17 protein-coding genes are annotated in these 17,168 nt (G+C 65.5%); 10 read left to right on the top strand and 7 right to left on the bottom strand.

Annotation, left to right across the window (positions count from 1 at the left end):
- Positions 1-10: 10 nt before the first annotated feature.
- The 5 genes from BRPE64_RS03190 to BRPE64_RS03170 all read right to left on the bottom strand — a co-directional run bounded on the left by BRPE64_RS03190 (position 11) and on the right by BRPE64_RS03170 (position 8,030).
- Positions 11-694, bottom strand: a complete 684-nt coding sequence (locus BRPE64_RS03190) for a fimbria/pilus periplasmic chaperone (protein WP_232519192.1) — start codon at positions 692-694, stop codon at positions 11-13.
- Between the two features lie 68 nt (positions 695-762).
- Positions 763-948, bottom strand: coding sequence for a hypothetical protein (locus BRPE64_RS03185; RefSeq protein ID WP_044041182.1), 186 nt, complete (start codon positions 946-948; stop codon positions 763-765).
- Positions 949-950: 2 nt separating this feature from the next.
- Positions 951-1,409, bottom strand: coding sequence for a fimbrial protein (locus BRPE64_RS03180; RefSeq protein WP_016344581.1), 459 nt, complete (start codon positions 1,407-1,409; stop codon positions 951-953).
- A gap of 647 nt (positions 1,410-2,056) precedes the next feature.
- Positions 2,057-6,205 carry a translocation/assembly module TamB domain-containing protein gene (locus tag BRPE64_RS03175; protein ID WP_016344579.1) on the bottom strand — a complete coding sequence of 1,383 codons (4,149 nt, stop codon included), beginning with the start codon at positions 6,203-6,205 and terminating at the stop codon, positions 2,057-2,059.
- Positions 6,206-6,242: 37 nt separating this feature from the next.
- Positions 6,243-8,030 (bottom strand): autotransporter assembly complex protein TamA, encoded by a 1,788-nt coding sequence (locus BRPE64_RS03170; protein WP_016344578.1) that lies wholly within the window; start codon positions 8,028-8,030, stop codon positions 6,243-6,245.
- A gap of 400 nt (positions 8,031-8,430) precedes the next feature.
- On the opposite strand from BRPE64_RS03170, the gene BRPE64_RS03160 reads away from it, so the two are divergent.
- The 4 genes from BRPE64_RS03160 (at position 8,431) to panD (ending at position 10,838) form a co-directional block, all read left to right on the top strand.
- Positions 8,431-8,619, top strand: coding sequence for a DUF3460 family protein (locus BRPE64_RS03160; RefSeq protein ID WP_173405450.1), 189 nt, complete (start codon positions 8,431-8,433; stop codon positions 8,617-8,619).
- Between the two features lie 70 nt (positions 8,620-8,689).
- On the top strand, positions 8,690-9,517 hold the full coding sequence (locus BRPE64_RS03155) for a segregation and condensation protein A (protein WP_016344576.1): 828 nt from the start codon (positions 8,690-8,692) through the stop codon (positions 9,515-9,517).
- Between the two features lie 69 nt (positions 9,518-9,586).
- Positions 9,587-10,420, top strand: coding sequence for a pantoate--beta-alanine ligase (gene panC / locus BRPE64_RS03150; protein WP_016344575.1), 834 nt, complete (start codon positions 9,587-9,589; stop codon positions 10,418-10,420).
- A 31-nt stretch (positions 10,421-10,451) separates the two neighbouring features.
- The gene (panD, locus tag BRPE64_RS03145) at positions 10,452-10,838 is read left to right on the top strand and encodes an aspartate 1-decarboxylase (protein WP_016344574.1); all 387 of its coding nucleotides are present in this window, start codon (positions 10,452-10,454) and stop codon (positions 10,836-10,838) included.
- Positions 10,839-10,896: 58 nt separating this feature from the next.
- Here the strand turns inward: panD and BRPE64_RS03140 are convergent, their stop codons facing one another.
- Entirely contained in the window at positions 10,897-11,523 is a 627-nt protein-coding gene (locus BRPE64_RS03140) for a ParA family protein (protein ID WP_016344573.1), read from the bottom strand.
- Here BRPE64_RS03140 and BRPE64_RS32730 point away from each other — a divergent pair.
- Together BRPE64_RS32730 and BRPE64_RS03135 are read left to right on the top strand one after the other, a co-directional pair.
- Positions 11,522-11,788 (top strand): hypothetical protein, encoded by a 267-nt coding sequence (locus tag BRPE64_RS32730; RefSeq protein WP_144063312.1) that lies wholly within the window; start codon positions 11,522-11,524, stop codon positions 11,786-11,788. The genes BRPE64_RS03140 and BRPE64_RS32730 overlap by 2 nt on opposite strands.
- Entirely contained in the window at positions 11,785-12,204 is a 420-nt protein-coding gene (locus BRPE64_RS03135; RefSeq protein WP_016344572.1) for a PaaI family thioesterase, read from the top strand. Before BRPE64_RS32730 ends, BRPE64_RS03135 begins: the two co-directional genes overlap by 4 nt.
- Here BRPE64_RS03135 and BRPE64_RS03130 read toward each other — a convergent pair.
- Entirely contained in the window at positions 12,198-13,682 is a 1,485-nt protein-coding gene (locus BRPE64_RS03130; protein WP_016344571.1) for a cobyric acid synthase, read from the bottom strand. The two genes, BRPE64_RS03135 and BRPE64_RS03130, sit on opposite strands and share 7 nt — an antisense overlap.
- Before the next feature lie 56 nt (positions 13,683-13,738).
- Between BRPE64_RS03130 and cobU the strand changes: the two genes are divergently transcribed.
- From cobU to BRPE64_RS03110, 4 genes are read left to right on the top strand one after another with little or no spacing between them, the layout of a single operon-like run.
- Positions 13,739-14,302, top strand: coding sequence for a bifunctional adenosylcobinamide kinase/adenosylcobinamide-phosphate guanylyltransferase (gene cobU, locus BRPE64_RS03125; RefSeq protein WP_044041179.1), 564 nt, complete (start codon positions 13,739-13,741; stop codon positions 14,300-14,302).
- 7 nt (positions 14,303-14,309) lie between these two features.
- Positions 14,310-15,260 (top strand): adenosylcobinamide-phosphate synthase CbiB, encoded by a 951-nt coding sequence (cbiB, locus tag BRPE64_RS03120; RefSeq protein WP_016344569.1) that lies wholly within the window; start codon positions 14,310-14,312, stop codon positions 15,258-15,260.
- A gap of 1 nt (position 15,261) precedes the next feature.
- Entirely contained in the window at positions 15,262-16,257 is a 996-nt protein-coding gene (gene cobD / locus BRPE64_RS03115; protein WP_016344568.1) for a threonine-phosphate decarboxylase CobD, read from the top strand.
- Positions 16,258-16,286: 29 nt separating this feature from the next.
- Positions 16,287-17,159, top strand: a complete 873-nt coding sequence (locus tag BRPE64_RS03110) for a cobalamin-binding protein (protein ID WP_144063364.1) — start codon at positions 16,287-16,289, stop codon at positions 17,157-17,159.
- Positions 17,160-17,168 lie beyond the last annotated feature (9 nt).

Here is a 17,168-nt window from a genome sequence, read left to right as displayed (position 1 = left end):
CTTGAAAGCCTCACTGGATGGGCGCTTCATGCTTGACCGGGCCACCGTAGTCGTTGATCGTCGTGAAGGACACCTTGGCAGCCGCGACAGACGCGACGTTCACCGGCAATTCGAGCTGGCCACGCGGCTCGACCATGCCGACTTCGTTGAATTTCGGCGCGTTTGCGCCTTCGCCCAGTTGCGCGTCGATGATCGTGACGTGATAAGGCGTGGGGTTGGAAATCACGAGCGAGGGCTTGCCGTTCTGCGTGGACTTACGCCACGTGAGCGACGCGGGCGCATCGTCCGCGCGGCCTTGCAAACCTTCGGGACGGTAGAAGAATTTCAGGCGCGAGCGAAATGCCAATTGCACATAGTTCGGACCGGCTTGATCTGCAGTCGGCCTCGGCGGAACTTCCAGCATGTTGAACCACAGCAGCGATTCGCGATCCTTGGGCATCGGTTCGCCGGTGTAGGAAATCCGGATGGTCTGCGCCTTCTGAGGATCGATGCGTGCGATCGGCGGCGTCAGGACGAACGGCAGCTTGAGCTTGCTCGGATCGGCCTTCGGATCGCCCTTATCGAGCCACATTTGAGTCAACGCCGGTGCCTTGCCGACATTGGAAAGCTTGAGCGTCACTTCGTTATCCGTGGCGTTGTACACGACACGCGTGGCAGCAATGACGACGGACGCATTACTGACTGCTGGCAACATCGCACCGACAGCCAGAGCACTCGCCGCAACGGCACACGAGACAAAATTTCGGAAATTCATGACGCTCACTAAAAAAGTAATTTGCTGCTGCGGATCTCTGCGTTCCGCGTGCCGAGCCTGGCGGCAAGGCGGTACAACTCGTTCAACTCAACCGGCGTGAAGTCCGGGCGCAGCGATGAAAAAAAAAGCAGATCACTTGCGCCAGACGCAAACTTAAAAAGGGCGACGGCTATTTCAGCGTCACCCTTAATCATGCTTACTGGTAGACCATCGAGTAGGTCACGTCGGTCGTCACCGAGCCAGGACCCGCGCTGCCGGTCGGCGAGATGTACTGAGCCGCGAACTGAAGGCTCGCCGAACCACTCGAAATAGCGACGGATTGCGAGTTCTGCGCGAGGTCGGCCTTGCTTACGTCAATGACTTTTTGCCCAGCGTTGTAGTCGAGCAATTGCACTTCGACGTTCGATGCGCCGCCGTTGTTTTTCAGGTTGCCGTCGGCCAGCGTGTTGACGCCGTATTCCCAGAACGCGTGCACGTTACCCGTGTTCGGCGTGCAGTTCGACAGGGCGATATTGAAAGCGGTCGCGCCGGCGGTCGAGCCCGCAGCCGCCAGTTCTTTGGCCGACAGAGTCGGCAGCGTGACCGTGAAGTTGTTGCCCTGGCCGTTGCCGCTCACGTCGCACGTGTTCGCCGTCAGTTGACCGTTGATGGTCACTACACCACCGTTGGTAGCCGGTCCTGCGTGCGCTGCGCCGGCAGCCAGAGCCACGGCTGCGGAAATCAGAGGAAATGCAATACGTTTCATAGCGTGATTACTCGAAAACGTCACCTGAGGTGACGAATAGAAAGGATCGACCGACGCGCACTGTTTTCGAGCTGCAATAAGGCAGGCGCCGCTCGATTGATGCTTTGGAGCAGTTTTCTTTCGGCCCCCGCTCAGTGCGCAACAATTATGTAAGGCAGCCTGCGCCTCGACACTAAGATGTCTCTGATTTGCTGACCTACGCCAATAGGCTATTGAGATTAGTCAAAACACATTTTTGGTGGCCGTGATTCATGGGCCTGCGCTTTGACGAAACGCCTATCTCGCTTTCCAATGGTCCGGGGGTTTCTGAAGCGCGCGATGGATGCAGGATCGCCCGATGAGCTTCAAAGGCCATCGCGGCCCGTGCAGAAACGCGCGCCGTACGATTGGTGCGCGAGTCGTTTTTGAGATGAAAGAGATGTCCGTGCTGCGTCACGACGCGCCGGACGATGACACGCGCGCCGACGATCCGCGCCGACCGGCCGCGCCCGTATGAAAAAGAATGACGGCAAGCGCAAGGCGCCGATCGGCGCCCCGCCAATGTCCGCCCTTTCCGCTCAGTCCGCGGGATCGGGCGCTGCGGTGGATTCCGACGAAGGCTCGCTTGCCTCCGCCCTTGAAGAAGCGCGGCCCGAAGTCGACGAGAACAGCCGCGCCCACGAATTGAAGCGGCGCGTGTACGACAGATCGACACCCTGATACGTCCCGCCGTACGCCGTCACGGCCCAGAACCGCGACAGGTTCAGCGTCGCCTTGACCGCGTTGCTCGCCGACTGCAGCCCTTGCTCGTAGCCGATCACGAGCCGCTCGTTGATGGCCTTCGAGAGCAGCACGACTTGCGGGTCGGTCAGGCCGACTTCGCTCGACCCGACCGTGAACTCGTCCAGCCCGACCGTCTGCGCGATCTTCGCCCCGCCCCGGCTGCCGAGCAGCGCCAGCGCGCTCGTCATGGCGCTCTGCTGGCCGACGTTATTGCCCTGATCCGTGCCGTGACCGAAAAGCAGCCACGACAGCTTTTCGTTATCAGGCACACTCGGCTCGGAAATCAGCCGCGCGACGGGCGCCTGCACCGTGCCCGTCACCTGCACGCCCGCCTCGACTTCCTGATTGCGGCGCATTGCCAGAATGTTGAGTCCCGGATTCGCCACCGGTCCGTTGAACGTGAAGAAGCCGTTCTCGATATTGAGCTTGCGCCCGAACGCCGTGTAAGTGGAACCGGGCGTCACGCGCACGTTGCCGACCGCGCGCAGCGGCATGTTCGGCGCGCTCATCGCCGTAATGGTGCCCGCCAGGCCGAGATCGGCGCCCGCGCCCTTGAAGCGGAAACGCTGGCCGAGATCGATCTCGATGTTCGCGCGCGGCGTGAACGGCCCGACCGGCTTCTCGGTGGCGGCCGTGATCTTCTGGTTCTCGCCCTTGATGGTGCCGTCGGGACGTTCGATGACGACATCGTCGCCGAGCGCGGGCGCGGACGATTCCGGCAGATCGAAGAGCGCGTGATCGACGACGAACTTGCCGTTGATCGCCATGCCGCCCTGCAAGCCCGCGTTCGCGATGCTCGCACTGCCCGACAACATCAGTTCGCGGTCCGGCGAGGCGAACAGTTCCAGCTTGTCCGCGATGATGCTCGCGGTCAGATCGGGCTGCTGCTGATCGAGCCGCACGCGGCCGGTGGCGCGCAGCGTGCCGCTTGCGCCGTGAAACTCGACGCGCTGCAGATCGACCAGATTCTCCGACAGCGCAATGCGAATGATGCCGTCCTTCAACTGCACGCCCTGATCGACGACGGTCGCGGAAATATTGTCGCCGGTGAGCGAGCCCGACAGATTGGGCTTGGCGACGATCCCCGCGATCACGAGCTTGAGCGCAATCTTGCCGCCGAGCAGATAGTTCGCGCCGAGCAGGCCGCCGGTCGTGCGCAGTTCGGGAATGTTCGCGTCGATGGCGCCGGTGAGCGGCGCGTTGTCATCGACGGTGAGTATGCCGTCGCGATTGACGAGCGGCGTATGCACGTTCGCGTCGATCACGCCGATGCGGCTCGCCTGCGCATGCAGCGACGCGTTCAGCCGGTTGCCGTTGCTGAAATCCGCGCGCGCGGTGATGTCCGAGATGCCGAGCGCGGACACGCCGCGCGTGCCGTCGATCGTCACGTCGCCGTCGCGGCGCTTGATCTGCACGTGACCCGTCGCGGTCGCGCCGAGCGAAAAGTCCCAGTCGCCGTCGAAGACGAGATCGGTGCGGATCGGCGGCTCGGCGCCCGTCAGTTCCTGTCGTATTTCGAGCAGATGCGGCACGGACAGATTCGTGAGCGTGCCCGCCGACTGAATGCGGCCGTTCTCCATCGCGAAGGACTTGAGATTGAGCGCCGCGCCTTCCGCGACGAGCCGCGTCGCACCGAGCACGATCCGTTTCGGCCCGTAGCTGACCGAGAGCGGCGATTCGAGATTCACCGACGGCATGCCCTTGTTCGAGAGCTTCGTGATCGTGCCGTCCCAGTGCGGGCCGTCGGGCGCGTCGGTGAATTTGCCGTTGGCGCCGAGCGCGAGATTCACCGGCTGGCCGCGCACCTTGCCCGTCGCCGTGACGTCGAGCGTGTGATGCGCGCGCGTGCCGTTCAGGCTCGCATCGAGATTCGCGACGTCGATGCCCTCCGTGCTCGCATCGCGCGCCTTCAGCGTGAAGACGAGCGGGCCGTTCGAGCCGTCGCGGATATCGGCGCGGCCTTCCGCGTGGCCCAGACGATTCGCGCCGAACACGACGCCGTCGGCCTGATAGTTTGCCGCGATGTTCGGATGCGCGATCGAGCCGGTCAGATCGCCGTCCGCCTTGACCGTCCCCGCAATGCCGAAGCCGAGCCGCTCCAGCGCGGGCGCATCGACGCGAAAACGCAGCCGGTCGCCGGGTGCGCCGAAGCTGCCGTTCACATCGACGTCATTGCCCGCTACCGACAAGGTCGCCTTGCTCGGCAACAGCCGCGTGCCCGCGACTTGCACCGTGCCTTCGCCCGTCAACGGCAGGTTGTCGTACATGCTGTCGTTCAGCTTGAACGTGGCCTTTGTCCTGAGCGTCGGGGCGAGCGCGCCCGATGCGGCGAGCGTGCCGTTCACCCGCGCCTCGATCACGCGCGGCGCGGCGGACTTTGTCGCGGAATTCGTCGCGGCCCCTGCGCCCTTCTTCGCCGGCGCGGGCTTCTGCGCGATCAACTGCTGTTGCAGCAACAGCGGATTGAAGTCGACGAATTTCGCCTTCAGGTCGTAGCTCGAATCGGCGTCTTTCCTGAGCGCGCCGCTCGCCTCGACGCGGCCCTTGCCCACCGTCAGCTTCACGTCGTCGAGCAAAGTCTGCTTCGGGTCGAGCTTAACCTTCGCCTGCGCGCGGATCGCCGCTTTGGGGTCGTTGAGATCGGCGGTGATCGTCTGCGTGTCGCCCGCGAGCACGATGCCGATCGGCCCGGCGAAGTCCGTCGGCCGCAGCGTCGGCTCGATTGCGTTGAGATCGAGCTTCGCCACTTTCAGATCGAACTTGCCGTGGCCGTTCGCGAGCGCGCCGCCGCCCGTCACGGTCGCGTTCTTCACGAGCCGCACGTTCAGATTCGTGATGCTTTGCGCGGAGGCGTCGAGGCGCACGTCGGCGTGTGCGTCGATCAAGGGCAGCAGCTTCTTGTCGATGGAACCCGGCTTCGCGTTCACGATCGACACCGGCCCGGCAACGACGAACGCCTTCGGATCGGCGCCTTCGACGGGCTTCACTTCGGCGCGCACGGCGAGATCCGCCTCGGGCGCGCCCGCACTGAAGGCCTGCGGATTCACGTGATCGAAGGTGACGAGCGCCGACTTGAGCGGCACGTCCGCGAACGGCAGCGCTTCGACGTGCGCGCGGCCGTTGAGCTTCATGCCGCTCGCGTCGATGTCGGCGACGAGGTCTTCGAGCGAACCGGACAGCCGCGCGCCGACATTCACCGTTTCGCCGCCGACCTTGCCGGCATAGCCCGCGTCGCCGGACAGCGGAAACGGGCGCGCGCCGCCATCCAGCTTCATGGACGCCGTCACCGCGCCGAACGGCGTGTCGAGGCGCTGCACGGTGGCTTCGTGATGCTGGCCGTCGCTTCGGCCGTTGAAGAGCAAACGCGAGAATTCGGTGGTCGTCGTGCCCTGATGCAGCCGCAGCTTCTCGACGGACACATCGCGGATCGCAAGCTGAATCGGAATGCGCAGATCCTTCGGCAACTCCGTTTTCTTGCTCGGCTCGTTCGACGGCGCGATGCGCGCATCGATCGTTCCGACATGCAGATAGTCGATGGTGAAGCGCAGCGGCTCGCGCGTGAGCGCCCAGCGGCCGGAAACGCTGTCCACCGCGATATCGGTGCCCTTTCCGTCGTTCCAGCGCACATCGCGAAGCTGCATGCCGGTCGCGATCGCGCCGCCGTCGAATTTGCCGGTGAGTTGCCCCTTGAGCAGCGAGGTCGCCGCTTCCCAGGCGTAGCGGGTGCCGCGCTCGGTCGTCAGCACGTAGAACACGGCGCCCACGGCGAGCGCGAGCATCAGCACGACGACGAGCACGAGCGCGCCGCTCCAGCGCAACAAGCGCCGCCAGCCGCGTCTGCGCGGCGGCGGTGTCTTCGTGGCGCCGCGGTCGTTGCCGTCTCCGCCGCCCTCGTTGTCAGGCGGCGGCGTCTCGGCGTCCGCTTGCTTCGTCGGGTCCGTCATGCCGTTTCGATATCCTTGACGACCGTTCTCACGCGCATCAGAAAGCGATGCCGAGCGTGAGATACGGCTTGATGCTCTTGTTCTTCAGCCCGTAAGCCACGTCGACGTTGACCGGGCCGACCGGGCTGCGCCAACGCGCGCCGACGCCCACACCCGGCTGGAACACGCGCTCGCTCCAGGTGTCGGTCGCCGTGCCGATGTCGAAGAACACCGCGCCGCCCCAGTCGTGCGTAAACCAGTGTTGATACTCGCTGCTGCCCGTCACCATGTACTTGGTCGGCAGGATCGATCCGGACACATTGTTGCCGATGCCCAGATAGCTATAGCCGCGCACCGAGTTTGCGCCGCCCGCGCGAAACAGAAGCGACGCCGGTATGCCGCTCGATGGCCCGGTCGTGAACACGCCGCCGAATTCGGCGCGAAACACGAGCAGGTCGTTCTTGCCGAGCGGCACGTATTGCAGCGCGTTGGTGTAGAGACGCGCGAACGTCTGGTCGGTGAGCGCGCCCTTCACGGCGAACCCGGCCTCCGCGCGGACGATGTTGCCGCGCCGCGGGAAAAGCGGATCGTCGACGTCGCGGCGCACCCACGTCCACGCGGGCACGAGCGCGCGCGCCGTCGACGGATTCGGCTCGTTCTGTGTCAGGCGGTCGTCGTAGAAAGTGAGCGAAAACGTTGTGTCGATGTTTTGACGCGAGCGCGAACGCTGCACGCCGAGCCGGGCACTGTAGATATTCGTGTCGGAGACATCGGTGAGCGTGTACGAGCCGAACACGGCGTTCACCCAGCCGTGCGAATCCGGCGGCATCGCGAGCTGCACGCGGCCATATTGCTGCGTCTGGTCGAGACGGCCGGAAATGGTGAACGGATACGCCGCGCCGAAAGTATTGAGATAGCTGTAGGCGCCCTGAACGTGAAAGCCGTTGTCGGTCGCGTAACCCACGCCGTAGCGGATGCTGTGATACGGATACTCGCTCACCTTCAGATGCAGCGGCGTTTCGGTCGGCTTGTTCACGTCGCTGTCGACGTCGATCGCCACGCTCGCGTAGTACGGCGTGTTCTGAATCTGACGCTGCAGTTCGTTGATGCGCGCGACGTCGTACACCTCGCCCGGCCGGATCGGGTTCACATGCTCGACGATCCATTCGGGATAACGCTTCGTGCCGCTCACATCCAGTTTGCCGAGGGTGAAGGTCGGACCGCTGTCGAAAGTCACCGAGAGATCGGCGAGACGCGCGCGCGGATTGATGCGCGCCTGCGAGCGCACGATCTTCGCGCCGAGATAGCGTTTCGATTGCAGCGCCCTGAGCGCGGCGTTCTTCGCGTCGTCCCAGCCGCTTTGCGTGAACGGATCGCCTTCGTTGACCGAAAACGCAAAACGCGCCGCGTTCTCCTGCGTACGGTCCTCGGTCGTCACCGCCCCGATGAAATGCAGTTGCACGGATGCGACCCGGGTGCGCGGACCCGGATCGACGCTCACCTTGACCGTGCGCTTGTCGTCGACGGTCGTCACGTCGGTGCGCACGACCGGCGAAAAATAGCCTTCGGTCGCGACGAGATCGCGCACGTCCTTGGGCGTCGCGGTGACGAGAAACTGGAACTGGTCGTCGCTCACGTTGTCGCGCTTGGCGAAACGGGAGATATCGAGGTTGTCCTTGAGCAAGCTCTTGACGTTGCGCGGCGCGTCGATATCGATGTCGTACTTCGCGAATGCGGGCACGGCAAAGCCGAACGCGACGATTGCGGCGAGCACGGCCGGCATGCGCAGGAGGCCAAGCGACTTCGCGCGCAGTGCGCGCAGCGGATCAAACGAACGCCCCGCCAAACGTGACCTCCGGCATCGGAAAAACTGGAATTGAAAGGAAATGCGGCGCTGCGTGCGGGACTCGCGCCAACGGTGCGGCGCCACGCGCAGGCAATGCAGGCGCTATTTCACCACATCGATGCGCCCCGCCGTCGCAAAAACGCCGCGCGCGCCGGAAAGCACGGTCCCGGCTCGCGCCGGAAGTGCGCCTTTGGACGGCGCGCGGGGCGCGGGGTTCCGTCGGACGCGCACGTGCGTGCATCTTTCAAACCGCGAAACGCCCGCGCCGGTATGCGTTGCGGTCGCACGCTTGCGGTAAAATTGCGGCGCACAGGCAAGCGGCCGGCTCGGACCGCCGCTTTCGCCTGACCGTGCGCCGCGCCACGCGCGCCCGAACCCGCATCGACCCAATGGAAGCCGGATCATGTATCAGTCGGATATCACCCAGTTCATCAATCAGTTGAAAGAGCAAAAGCCCACGCTGGAAGAAGAGCAGCGCCGCGGCCGCGCGCTTCTGTGGGACAAGCAGCCGATCGACCTCGACGAGCGCGGCGAGCAGCAGCAATCCCGCGTGACGCAGACGCCTTACGTCTACTACCAGAACTTCTGACGTGAGCGCAGCCGGCCACGAGCCGCACTCGTCCCACGAAACGCGGGACGAGGCACGGGAAGACCGGGCCGTGGCGCTCGCCACGCCCGCGACCGATTCGACGCCCGACACCATCGACGGCGTCGCGTTTGCGCATTTGTACGGCGAGCCGCTCTGGAAGCTGCCCACGGATCTCTACATCCCGCCCGATGCGCTCGAAATCTTCCTGGAAGCGTTCGAAGGCCCGCTCGACCTCTTGCTCTACCTGATCCGCAAGCAGAATTTCAACGTGCTCGACATTCCGATGGCGGATGTCACCGCGCAGTATCTCGGCTACGTCGACCAGATCCGCGACTCGAATCTCGAGCTTGCGTCGGAATATCTGCTGATGGCCGCGATGCTGATCGAGATCAAGTCGCGCATGCTGCTGCCGGTCAAGAAGGCCGACACCGGCGAGGAAGCCGAAGATCCGCGCGCCGAACTCGTGCGGCGCCTGCTCGAATACGAGCAGATGAAGCTCGCGGCGCAAAGGATCGACCAGTTGCCGCAGCTCGGCCGCGACTTCCTGCGCGCGGACGTCTATATCGAACAGGCGGCGGAGCAGCGTTTCCCCGATGTCGACATGAACGACCTGCGCCAGGCGTGGGCCGACGTCATCAAGCGCGCGAAGCTCGTGCAGCATCACAAGATCTCGCGCGAGGAGTTGTCCGTGCGCGAGCACATGAGCGTGATCCTGCGGCGCCTGCAAACCGCGCGCTTCATGGAGTTCACCGAGCTTTTCGACACCTCGCGCGGCGTGCCGGTGGTCGTGGTGAACTTCATCGCCATGCTCGAGCTCTCGCGCGAAGCGCTGGTCGAAATCACGCAGGCCGAGCCGTACGCGCCGATCTACGTGCGACTCGCCTACTCGCCCGCCTAAAATCCGTTTTTCTTTCCCTAGCCCAGGTGCGACGCCGATCCAGGCCGCCCGCCAGGAGACACCCGCTCGATGAAAGTCATCAGCTCCATCCACGAACTGCGCGACCAGTTGCGCGGTCAGAACCGCACCGCCTTCGTCCCGACGATGGGCAACCTCCACGAAGGCCATCTCTCGCTCATGCGGCTCGCGCGCCAGCACGGCGATCCGGTGGTTGCCAGCATCTTCGTGAACCGGCTTCAGTTCGGCCCGAACGAAGACTTCGACAAATATCCGCGCACGCTGCAGGACGACATCGAAAAGCTGCAGCGCGAGAACGTCTACGTGCTGTTCGCGCCCACTGAATCCGACATGTATCCGGAGCCGCAGGAGTATCGCGTGCATCCGCCGCACAATCTTGGCGACATTCTCGAAGGCGAGTTCCGTCCCGGCTTTTTCACGGGCGTGTGCACCGTCGTCATGAAGCTGATGTCCTGCGTGCAGCCGCGCGTGGCCGTGTTCGGCAAGAAGGACTACCAGCAGTTGATGATCGTGCGGGCCATGTGCCACCAGTTCGCGCTGCCGACCGAAATTATCGCGGCGGAAACCGTGCGTGAAGAAAACGGCCTCGCGCTTTCGTCGCGCAACCGTTTTCTGTCGGCGGCCGAGCATGCCGAGGCGCCACAGCTCGCGTTGCAACTACAGCGCGTGCGCGAGGCGGTGCTCTCGGGTGCGCGCGATATCGCCGCCGTCGAGCGTGACGCGATGAATGCGCTCGCCGCGCGCGGCTGGAAGCCGGACTACATCAGCGTGCGCAAGCGTTCGAACCTGCTGCCGCCGGGCGAAGCGGACGCCGGCGCGTCGCTCGTCGTGGTCGCGGCGGCCAAGCTCGGCACGACGCGCCTTATCGACAATCTGGAAATCTGAAGTCATTCGACGTAATCAGGAAGGAAGCATCATGCAGCGCACCATGCTCAAATCGAAGATTCACCGCGCCACCGTCACGCATTGCGAGCTTCACTACGAAGGCTCGTGCGCGATCGACGAGAACCTGCTCGAAGCTGCGAACCTGCTGGAAAACGAGCAGATCGACATCTGGAACGTGAACAACGGCGAGCGCCTGACCACCTATGCGATCAAGGGCGAGCGCGGCAGCGGCATGATCTCGCTGAACGGCTCGGCCGCACGGCGCGCGCAACTGGGCGATCTCGTGATCATCGCGGCGTTCGCGCAGGTGGACGAGAACGAAATCAGGGCGGGCTGGAAGCCGGACCTCGTGTTCGTCGACGAAAATAACCGCATCAAGGGCAGCCGCGATCACGTGCCGACGCAGAACTGGACCTGATTCCCCGCTTGGCTTACCCCAAAAAGAGCCGGCGCATCCGCAAGGACGCCGGCTTTTTTCATTTGCGCGACACCCATTCGACAATCGGCGCCCACTGCTCCAGATCCTTCTCGACGCGGCTCTTCGCCACGTCCCAGACGGTGAGGCCGTGCGCGGCGAGCTGCACGTAATTCTGCGTATCGCGCAGAAAACCCAGCACCGGCAAATCGAGCCCTTCGACGAACCGATGCAGCTGATCCGCCGAGCGCGTGCGCGCGTCCACCCGCATGCCGACCACGCCGACCTGGATCGCGCCCTTGCGCACCGCTTTCTCCTTGGCCAGCCGGGCGAGGAAATCCTGCGTCGCGAGGATGTCGAACATCGACGGCTGGAGCGGCACGATCACTTTATCCGCCAGTTCCAGCGCGAGCGCGAGCCGGTTGCCGTGGACGCCCGCCGGGGTATCCACGACCGCTTTTTCCAGACCTTTGGGCGGCTTTGAGGGCGCATCGACGTCGATGCCCCATTCCTCGATCTTCGGCAGCGTCTCGGCGCGCAGCGACAGCCACGCGTGCGAGGAGCGCTGTTTGTCGAGATCGGCGAGCGCGACCCACTCGCCCTGAGCCGCGTAATACCCGGCCAGATTCGTTGCGAGCGTGCTCTTGCCCACGCCGCCTTTCGGATTTGCCACCACGATCACGGTCATGAAAGGTCCCGGAGAAAAGTTCGGCGCGCCCGCCGGGTCCGGCCTGCGGCGCGCGGCTTGGTCGTGCGTCGGTCGACGGTTGTTTGTCGATTGGTCTTTATTGGATGGAGCGTTGATATTATCGGCAAAAGTGGTGCATCCGGCACATCGTCCGAACGGCCATGCGCATCCGACGCCCTTCGACCGCTCATTTGTCATCTCAATCGTCATCTCAATCGCCGCTCATCGACTTCTCATCGACCTCTTCGACCCACGACGCCCATGACCGTACTCCGCCCCGATGTCACACTCGATTTCCTGCGCAACCGTCAGAAAGGCCGCCTGCCCGATCTGCTCGGCGTGCAGCTCCTCTCGCTCGAACAGGGCGCATTGAGCGGCGAACTCACGATTCGCCCGGAACTGCTCGCGCCCAACGGTTTTCTGCACGCGGCGACGGTCATCGGGCTGGCCGATACCTGCTGCGGCTACGCGTGCATCGCGCATCTGCCGGATAAGGCGCAGAACTTCACGACGCTCGAACTGAAGAGCAACCACGTCTCGACGGCGCGCGAGGGCAAGATCGTCGCGCAGGCCAAGGCCGTGCATCTCGGGCGCAGCACGCAGGTGTGGGACGCGACGGTGAGCAACGGCGACGGCAAGCTGATCGCCATGTTCCGCTGCACGCAGATGATTCTCTATTGAGCGAACGCGGCCTGCAGCGCCGCCAGATCGAGCGACTGCTCGAAGGAATCGGCGAGGCGGTCGAGCGACGCTTCGCGCAGCGCCGGATAGTCGAGCGGCGCGGCATCGTGCACGCCTGCCCAGGCGAGCAGCGCGACGCAGGCTTCGGGCGTATCGAAGACGCCGTGCAGATAAGTCGCGGCGATCTGGCCGTCAGCCGAGACGGCGCCGTCGCAGCGTCCCGCCTCCAGCGCGACGAATGGCCGCGCGAGCGCCGCGCCGTGCGTGCGTCCCATGTGGATTTCGTAGCCGCGCACGGGCGCGCCGCTGTCGTCGAGACTCAGGCGGCCCGCGACGTTTTCAAGCTGCTTCTGCGGCGTCAGCACGGTATGCAGTTCGAGCAGGCCGAGCCCGTCCACGCGGCCGGCGGCGCCTTCGACACCTTCCGGGTCGTCGATATCGCGCCCGAGCATCTGCATGCCGCCGCAGATGCCGAGCACCTTGCCGCCGTATCGCAGATGCCGTTCGATCGCGCGATCCCAGCCGTTCTCGCGCAGCCAGGCGAGATCGCGCTGCACGCTTTTCGAGCCCGGCAGAACGATGAGATCGGCCGGCGGCGGCGCGACGCCCGCGCGCACATAGGCAAAATCGACCTGCGGATGCGCACGCAACGCGTCGAAATCGGTGTGATTGCTGATGCGCGGCAACGCGGGCACGATCACCTTCAGCACGCTCGCCGCGCCGCTCGACGCGCGCGCGTGCGGCTGGCTCGGCAACATGTCTTCGGCGTCGAGCGTGAGGCCGTGCAGATACGGCAGCACGCCGAACACCGGCTTGCCGGTCTGCGCTTCGAGCCAGTCGAGCCCGGGCGTAAGCAGACCGATATCCCCGCGAAACCGGTTGATGACGAAGCCTCGCACGCGCGCCCGCTCGCTCGCCGACAGACACGCGAGCGTGCCGACGAGATGCGCGAACACGCCGCCGCGATCGATATCGGCGACGAGCACGACCGGGCAATCCACGCGCTCGGCGAACCCCATGTTGGCGATGTCGCCGTCGCGCAGATTGATCTCGGCGGGACTGCCCGCGCCTTCGACGATCACCGCGTCGAACTCGCTTTGCAAGCGCGCGTAGGACGCGAGCACGGCATCGAACGCGACGCGCTTGTAGGCGTGATACGCGCGCGCGTCGAGATTGGCGTGCGCGTGGCCGTGGATGATGACCTGCGCGCCGCGATCGCTTGTCGGCTTGAGCAGCACGGGATTGAAGTCGATGCGCGCAGGCACGCCCGCCGCGACTGCCTGCAACGCCTGCGCGCGGCCGATCTCGCCGCCGTCGACGGTCACCGCGCTGTTGAGCGCCATGTTCTGCGGCTTGAACGGCGCGACCCGCACCCCGCCGCGCCGCGCGAGACGGCACAAACCGGCGACGAGCGTGCTCTTGCCGGCATCGGACGTCGTGCCCTGGATCATCAGCGTGCCGCGGGGCGTGAATGGCATCGGGCGATTCCCATGAAGAACAACGCGCTATCTTAGCCCGTCAGTACAATATCGCGATGACCGCAGACCTCACTTTCATCCTCGGCGGCGCACGCTCGGGCAAGAGCGCGCACGCCGAACGTCTGGCCGCGCAAAGCGGCTTGCCCGTGACGTATATCGCGACCGCTGGCATCGACACTCAAGGCGATCCGGAGTTTGCGGAGCGCGTGCGGATTCATCGCGAGCGCAGGCCGGCGCACTGGACGCTCGTCGAAGCGCCGCTCGATCTCGCGGGCGCATTGCTTGACGCGGATCGTGCGGGCCACTGCGTGCTGATCGATTGTCTGACGCTGTGGCTCGCCAATCTGCTCTTCGCGCAGACGCCCGGCGCCGATGCGGACGAAATCGCCGCCCTGCCCCCCGCCGCCCGCGACGCCTTCGCCGCCTTCGATGCCGCGCTCGCCAGCACGCGCGGCAAGGTCATCGTGGTCAGCAATGAAATCGGGCTGGGCGTCGTGCCGCTCGGCTCGGTGACGCGTCTTTATGTCGATGAACTCGGCCGCCTGAATCAGCGCGTCGCCGCCGCGAGCACGCGCGCCACGCTGATGGTCGCGGGCCTGCCGCTCGCGCTCAAAGGCTGAACGCGCGATGCTGCTCCTTTCCGTCTACGCCATGGCGATGCTCGCGCTGCTCGGCGTGATCGTCGATCGTGTGTTCGGCGAGCCGCGCACGCGGCATCCGCTCGTCGGCTTCGGCACGCTCGCAACGAAGCTCGAAGCGCGCATGAACACCGGCTTTCGCGCGCGGCCCGCGGGCATGCTCGCGTGGTGCGCGCTCGTCGTGCCGCCGGTCTGCATCGCGTGGGCGCTTGTCAGCGTGCTGCCGTTCGCCTATGCGTGTCTCGTGCACGTGCTGCTGCTGTGGTTCGCGCTCGGAGCGAAGAGCTTGCGCGAGCACATCGCGCCGATCGCGCGCGCACTGAGCTTCGGCGATCTCGACGGCGCACGCGTGCTGACATCGCGCATCGTCTCGCGCGATACGTCGCAGGCGGACGAAAACGCCCTCTCGCGCGCGGCGGTTGAATCGGCGCTGGAGAACGGCAACGACGCGATCTTCGGCGCGCTGTTCTGGTTCGTCGTCGCGGGCGGGCCGGGCGCGCTCATGTTCCGCCTCGCCAACACGCTCGACGCGATGTGGGGCTATCGCACGCCGCGCTTTCTGCGCTTCGGCTGGGCGGCAGCACGCATCGACGACGTGCTCAACTTCATTCCCGCGCGCCTCACGGCCGCGACCTACGCGCTGGCGGGCGACACGCAGATGGCCTGGCACTGCTGGCGCACGCAGGCGCGCTCGTGGGACAGCCCGAACGCCGGCCCGGTGATGGCTTCGGGCGCGGGCAGCCTGAACGTGCTGATCGGCGGCGCGGCGGTCTATCACGGCAAGCTCGAAGCACGTCCGACGCTCGGCGCGGGCCACAGCGCGAACCCGAAGCATGTGGTCGCGGCGCTCAGGCTCGTCGAGCGCGGAACCCTTTTGTGGCTCGCGGTGCTGCTGATTCTTGCAGTCGCGAGCGCGACTAGCACAACCACCGGCGGCTGACATGAACGCTCCGATCCGTCACGGCGGCAATCTGCGCGAAGCCGCGCGCCGCTATGCGATTCCCGTCGATGACTGGCTCGACCTGTCGACTGGCATCAATCCGCACGGCTATCCGGTGCCGCCCGTGCCGCCGGACGCGTGGCGGCGTCTGCCCGAAGACGACGACGGTCTCGCCGAATCCGCCGCGCGCTACTACGGCGCGCCGCTGGCGCTGCCGGTGGCGGGCTCGCAGGCGGCAATCCGCGCGTTGCCGGCGTTGTTGCGGCAAGGCACGGCGGGCGTCGCGCCGCTGACCTACGGCGAATACGCGCCCGCGTTCGCGCGCGTGGGACACGTCATCGCGCCGCTGGATGTCGCCGCGCACGATCTGCCCGATACATTCGATCACGTGATCGTCGCCAATCCGAATAACCCGAGCGCCGAACGGCTCTCGCGCGACACGCTGCTGCGCTGGCATGCGCGGCTCGCGTCGCGTGGCGGCACGCTGATCGTCGATGAAGCCTTCGCCGATGTCGATCCGGCCGCCTCGCTCGCGAACGAAACCGCCCGCGAAGGCTTGATCGTGCTGCGCTCCGTCGGCAAGTTCTTCGGGCTCGCGGGCATTCGCGCGGGCTTCGTGCTCGCGGCGCCGCAGATCATCGACGCATTGCGCGCGTCGCTCGGCGCGTGGACCGTGAGCGGCCCGGCGCGTCATGCGGTTGAAGCCGCGTTCGCCGATATCGCATGGCAGCACGACACGCGCGCACGCCTGCAACGCGACGGCTTGCGCCTCACTGATTTGCTCGCGACGCACGGCTTCGATGTGCAGGCAACGCCGCTCTTCGCGTGGACGCGCACGCCGAAAGCGCCCGAACTGCAAGACGCGCTGGCGCGGCGCGGCATCTGGACGCGCCTCTTCGATCTGCCCGGCATGACGCCGAGCCTGCGCCTGGGCTTGCCGGGCACGGAAGGCGACTGGGCGCGCCTGACGCTCGCGTTGCAGGAGATTTGCGCGTGAAGCGGCTCGCTGCAATCGCATGTCTTGCGATGTCCGCGATATTCGCGACGACGCCCGCCCACGCCGCCATCACCGTCACCGACGACAGCGGCGCGCCCGTCACGCTCGACAGACCGGCGGCGCGCGTCGTGAGTCTCGCGCCGCACGTCACCGAATTGTTGTTCGCGGCGGGCGGCGGTGCGCGCGTCGTCGGTGCGGTGACTTATAGCGATTATCCGAAGGAAGCGCAGGCGATCCCGCGCGTCGGCGACAACAAGGCGCTCGATCTCGAACGCATCGTCGCGCTGCATCCGGATCTGATCGTCGTATGGCGGCATGGCAACGCCGCGCGCCAGATGGACCGCCTGAAGGCGCTGAACATTCCGATCTACTTCAGCGAGCCGCGGCATCTCGACGATATCGCGACGAGCATCGACAAACTCGGCGCGCTGCTCGGCACGCAAGCAAGCGCGCACGCGGCGGCGGACACCTTCACGCGCGACATCGCGCAACTGCGTGCACGCTATGCACAGCAGCCGCCCGTGAGCGTGTTCTATCAGGTCTGGGACGATCCGCTGATGACGCTCAACCGCGACAATGTCTTCGATGAAGTCATCGCGCTATGCGGCGGCATCAACGTGTTCGCGGCCGAAACGCCGCGCGTGCCGACGATTTCGACCGAAGCCGTACTCGCGGCGAATCCCGAAGCGATCGTCACCGCGACGCCCGGCGCGACCAAGCCCGACCGCCCGTTGCCCGCGCTCGAACGATGGCGGCGCTGGACTTCGCTCACGGCTGTTTCGCGCGGCAATCTCTTCGGCATCGACGGCGATCTCATCAACCGGCCGACGCCACGCCTCGCGTTGGGCGCAGCGCAACTCTGCCGCGATCTGCAGACCGCGCGCGAACGGCGGCCAAAATGATCGCGCGCA

Origin of the sequence: Caballeronia insecticola (genome assembly GCF_000402035.1) — a bacterium.
In the GTDB taxonomy this organism is placed as follows: Bacteria; Pseudomonadota; Gammaproteobacteria; order Burkholderiales; family Burkholderiaceae; genus Caballeronia; species Caballeronia insecticola.
This window is presented reverse-complemented; position numbering and strand designations above follow the sequence as displayed.

Excerpts from the sequence above, each read along its gene's own strand:
- panD (WP_016344574.1), top strand. The coding sequence starts at position 10,452 with ATGCAGCGCACCATGCTCAAATCGAAGATTCACCGCGCCACCGTCACG.
- cbiB (WP_016344569.1), top strand. The coding sequence starts at position 14,310 with ATGCTGCTCCTTTCCGTCTACGCCATGGCGATGCTCGCGCTGCTCGGC.
- BRPE64_RS03175 (WP_016344579.1), bottom strand. The coding sequence starts at position 6,205 with ATGACGGACCCGACGAAGCAAGCGGACGCCGAGACGCCGCCGCCTGAC.
- BRPE64_RS03185 (WP_044041182.1), bottom strand. The coding sequence starts at position 948 with ATGATTAAGGGTGACGCTGAAATAGCCGTCGCCCTTTTTAAGTTTGCG.
- BRPE64_RS32730 (WP_144063312.1), top strand. The coding sequence starts at position 11,522 with ATGAAAGGTCCCGGAGAAAAGTTCGGCGCGCCCGCCGGGTCCGGCCTG.
- BRPE64_RS03140 (WP_016344573.1), bottom strand. The coding sequence starts at position 11,523 with ATGACCGTGATCGTGGTGGCAAATCCGAAAGGCGGCGTGGGCAAGAGC.
- BRPE64_RS03135 (WP_016344572.1), top strand. The coding sequence starts at position 11,785 with ATGACCGTACTCCGCCCCGATGTCACACTCGATTTCCTGCGCAACCGT.
- BRPE64_RS03130 (WP_016344571.1), bottom strand. The coding sequence starts at position 13,682 with ATGCCATTCACGCCCCGCGGCACGCTGATGATCCAGGGCACGACGTCC.
- panC (WP_016344575.1), top strand. The coding sequence starts at position 9,587 with ATGAAAGTCATCAGCTCCATCCACGAACTGCGCGACCAGTTGCGCGGT.
- cobU (WP_044041179.1), top strand. The coding sequence starts at position 13,739 with ATGACCGCAGACCTCACTTTCATCCTCGGCGGCGCACGCTCGGGCAAG.
- BRPE64_RS03110 (WP_144063364.1), top strand. The coding sequence starts at position 16,287 with ATGTCCGCGATATTCGCGACGACGCCCGCCCACGCCGCCATCACCGTC.
- cobD (WP_016344568.1), top strand. The coding sequence starts at position 15,262 with ATGAACGCTCCGATCCGTCACGGCGGCAATCTGCGCGAAGCCGCGCGC.
- BRPE64_RS03190 (WP_232519192.1), bottom strand. The coding sequence starts at position 694 with ATGTTGCCAGCAGTCAGTAATGCGTCCGTCGTCATTGCTGCCACGCGT.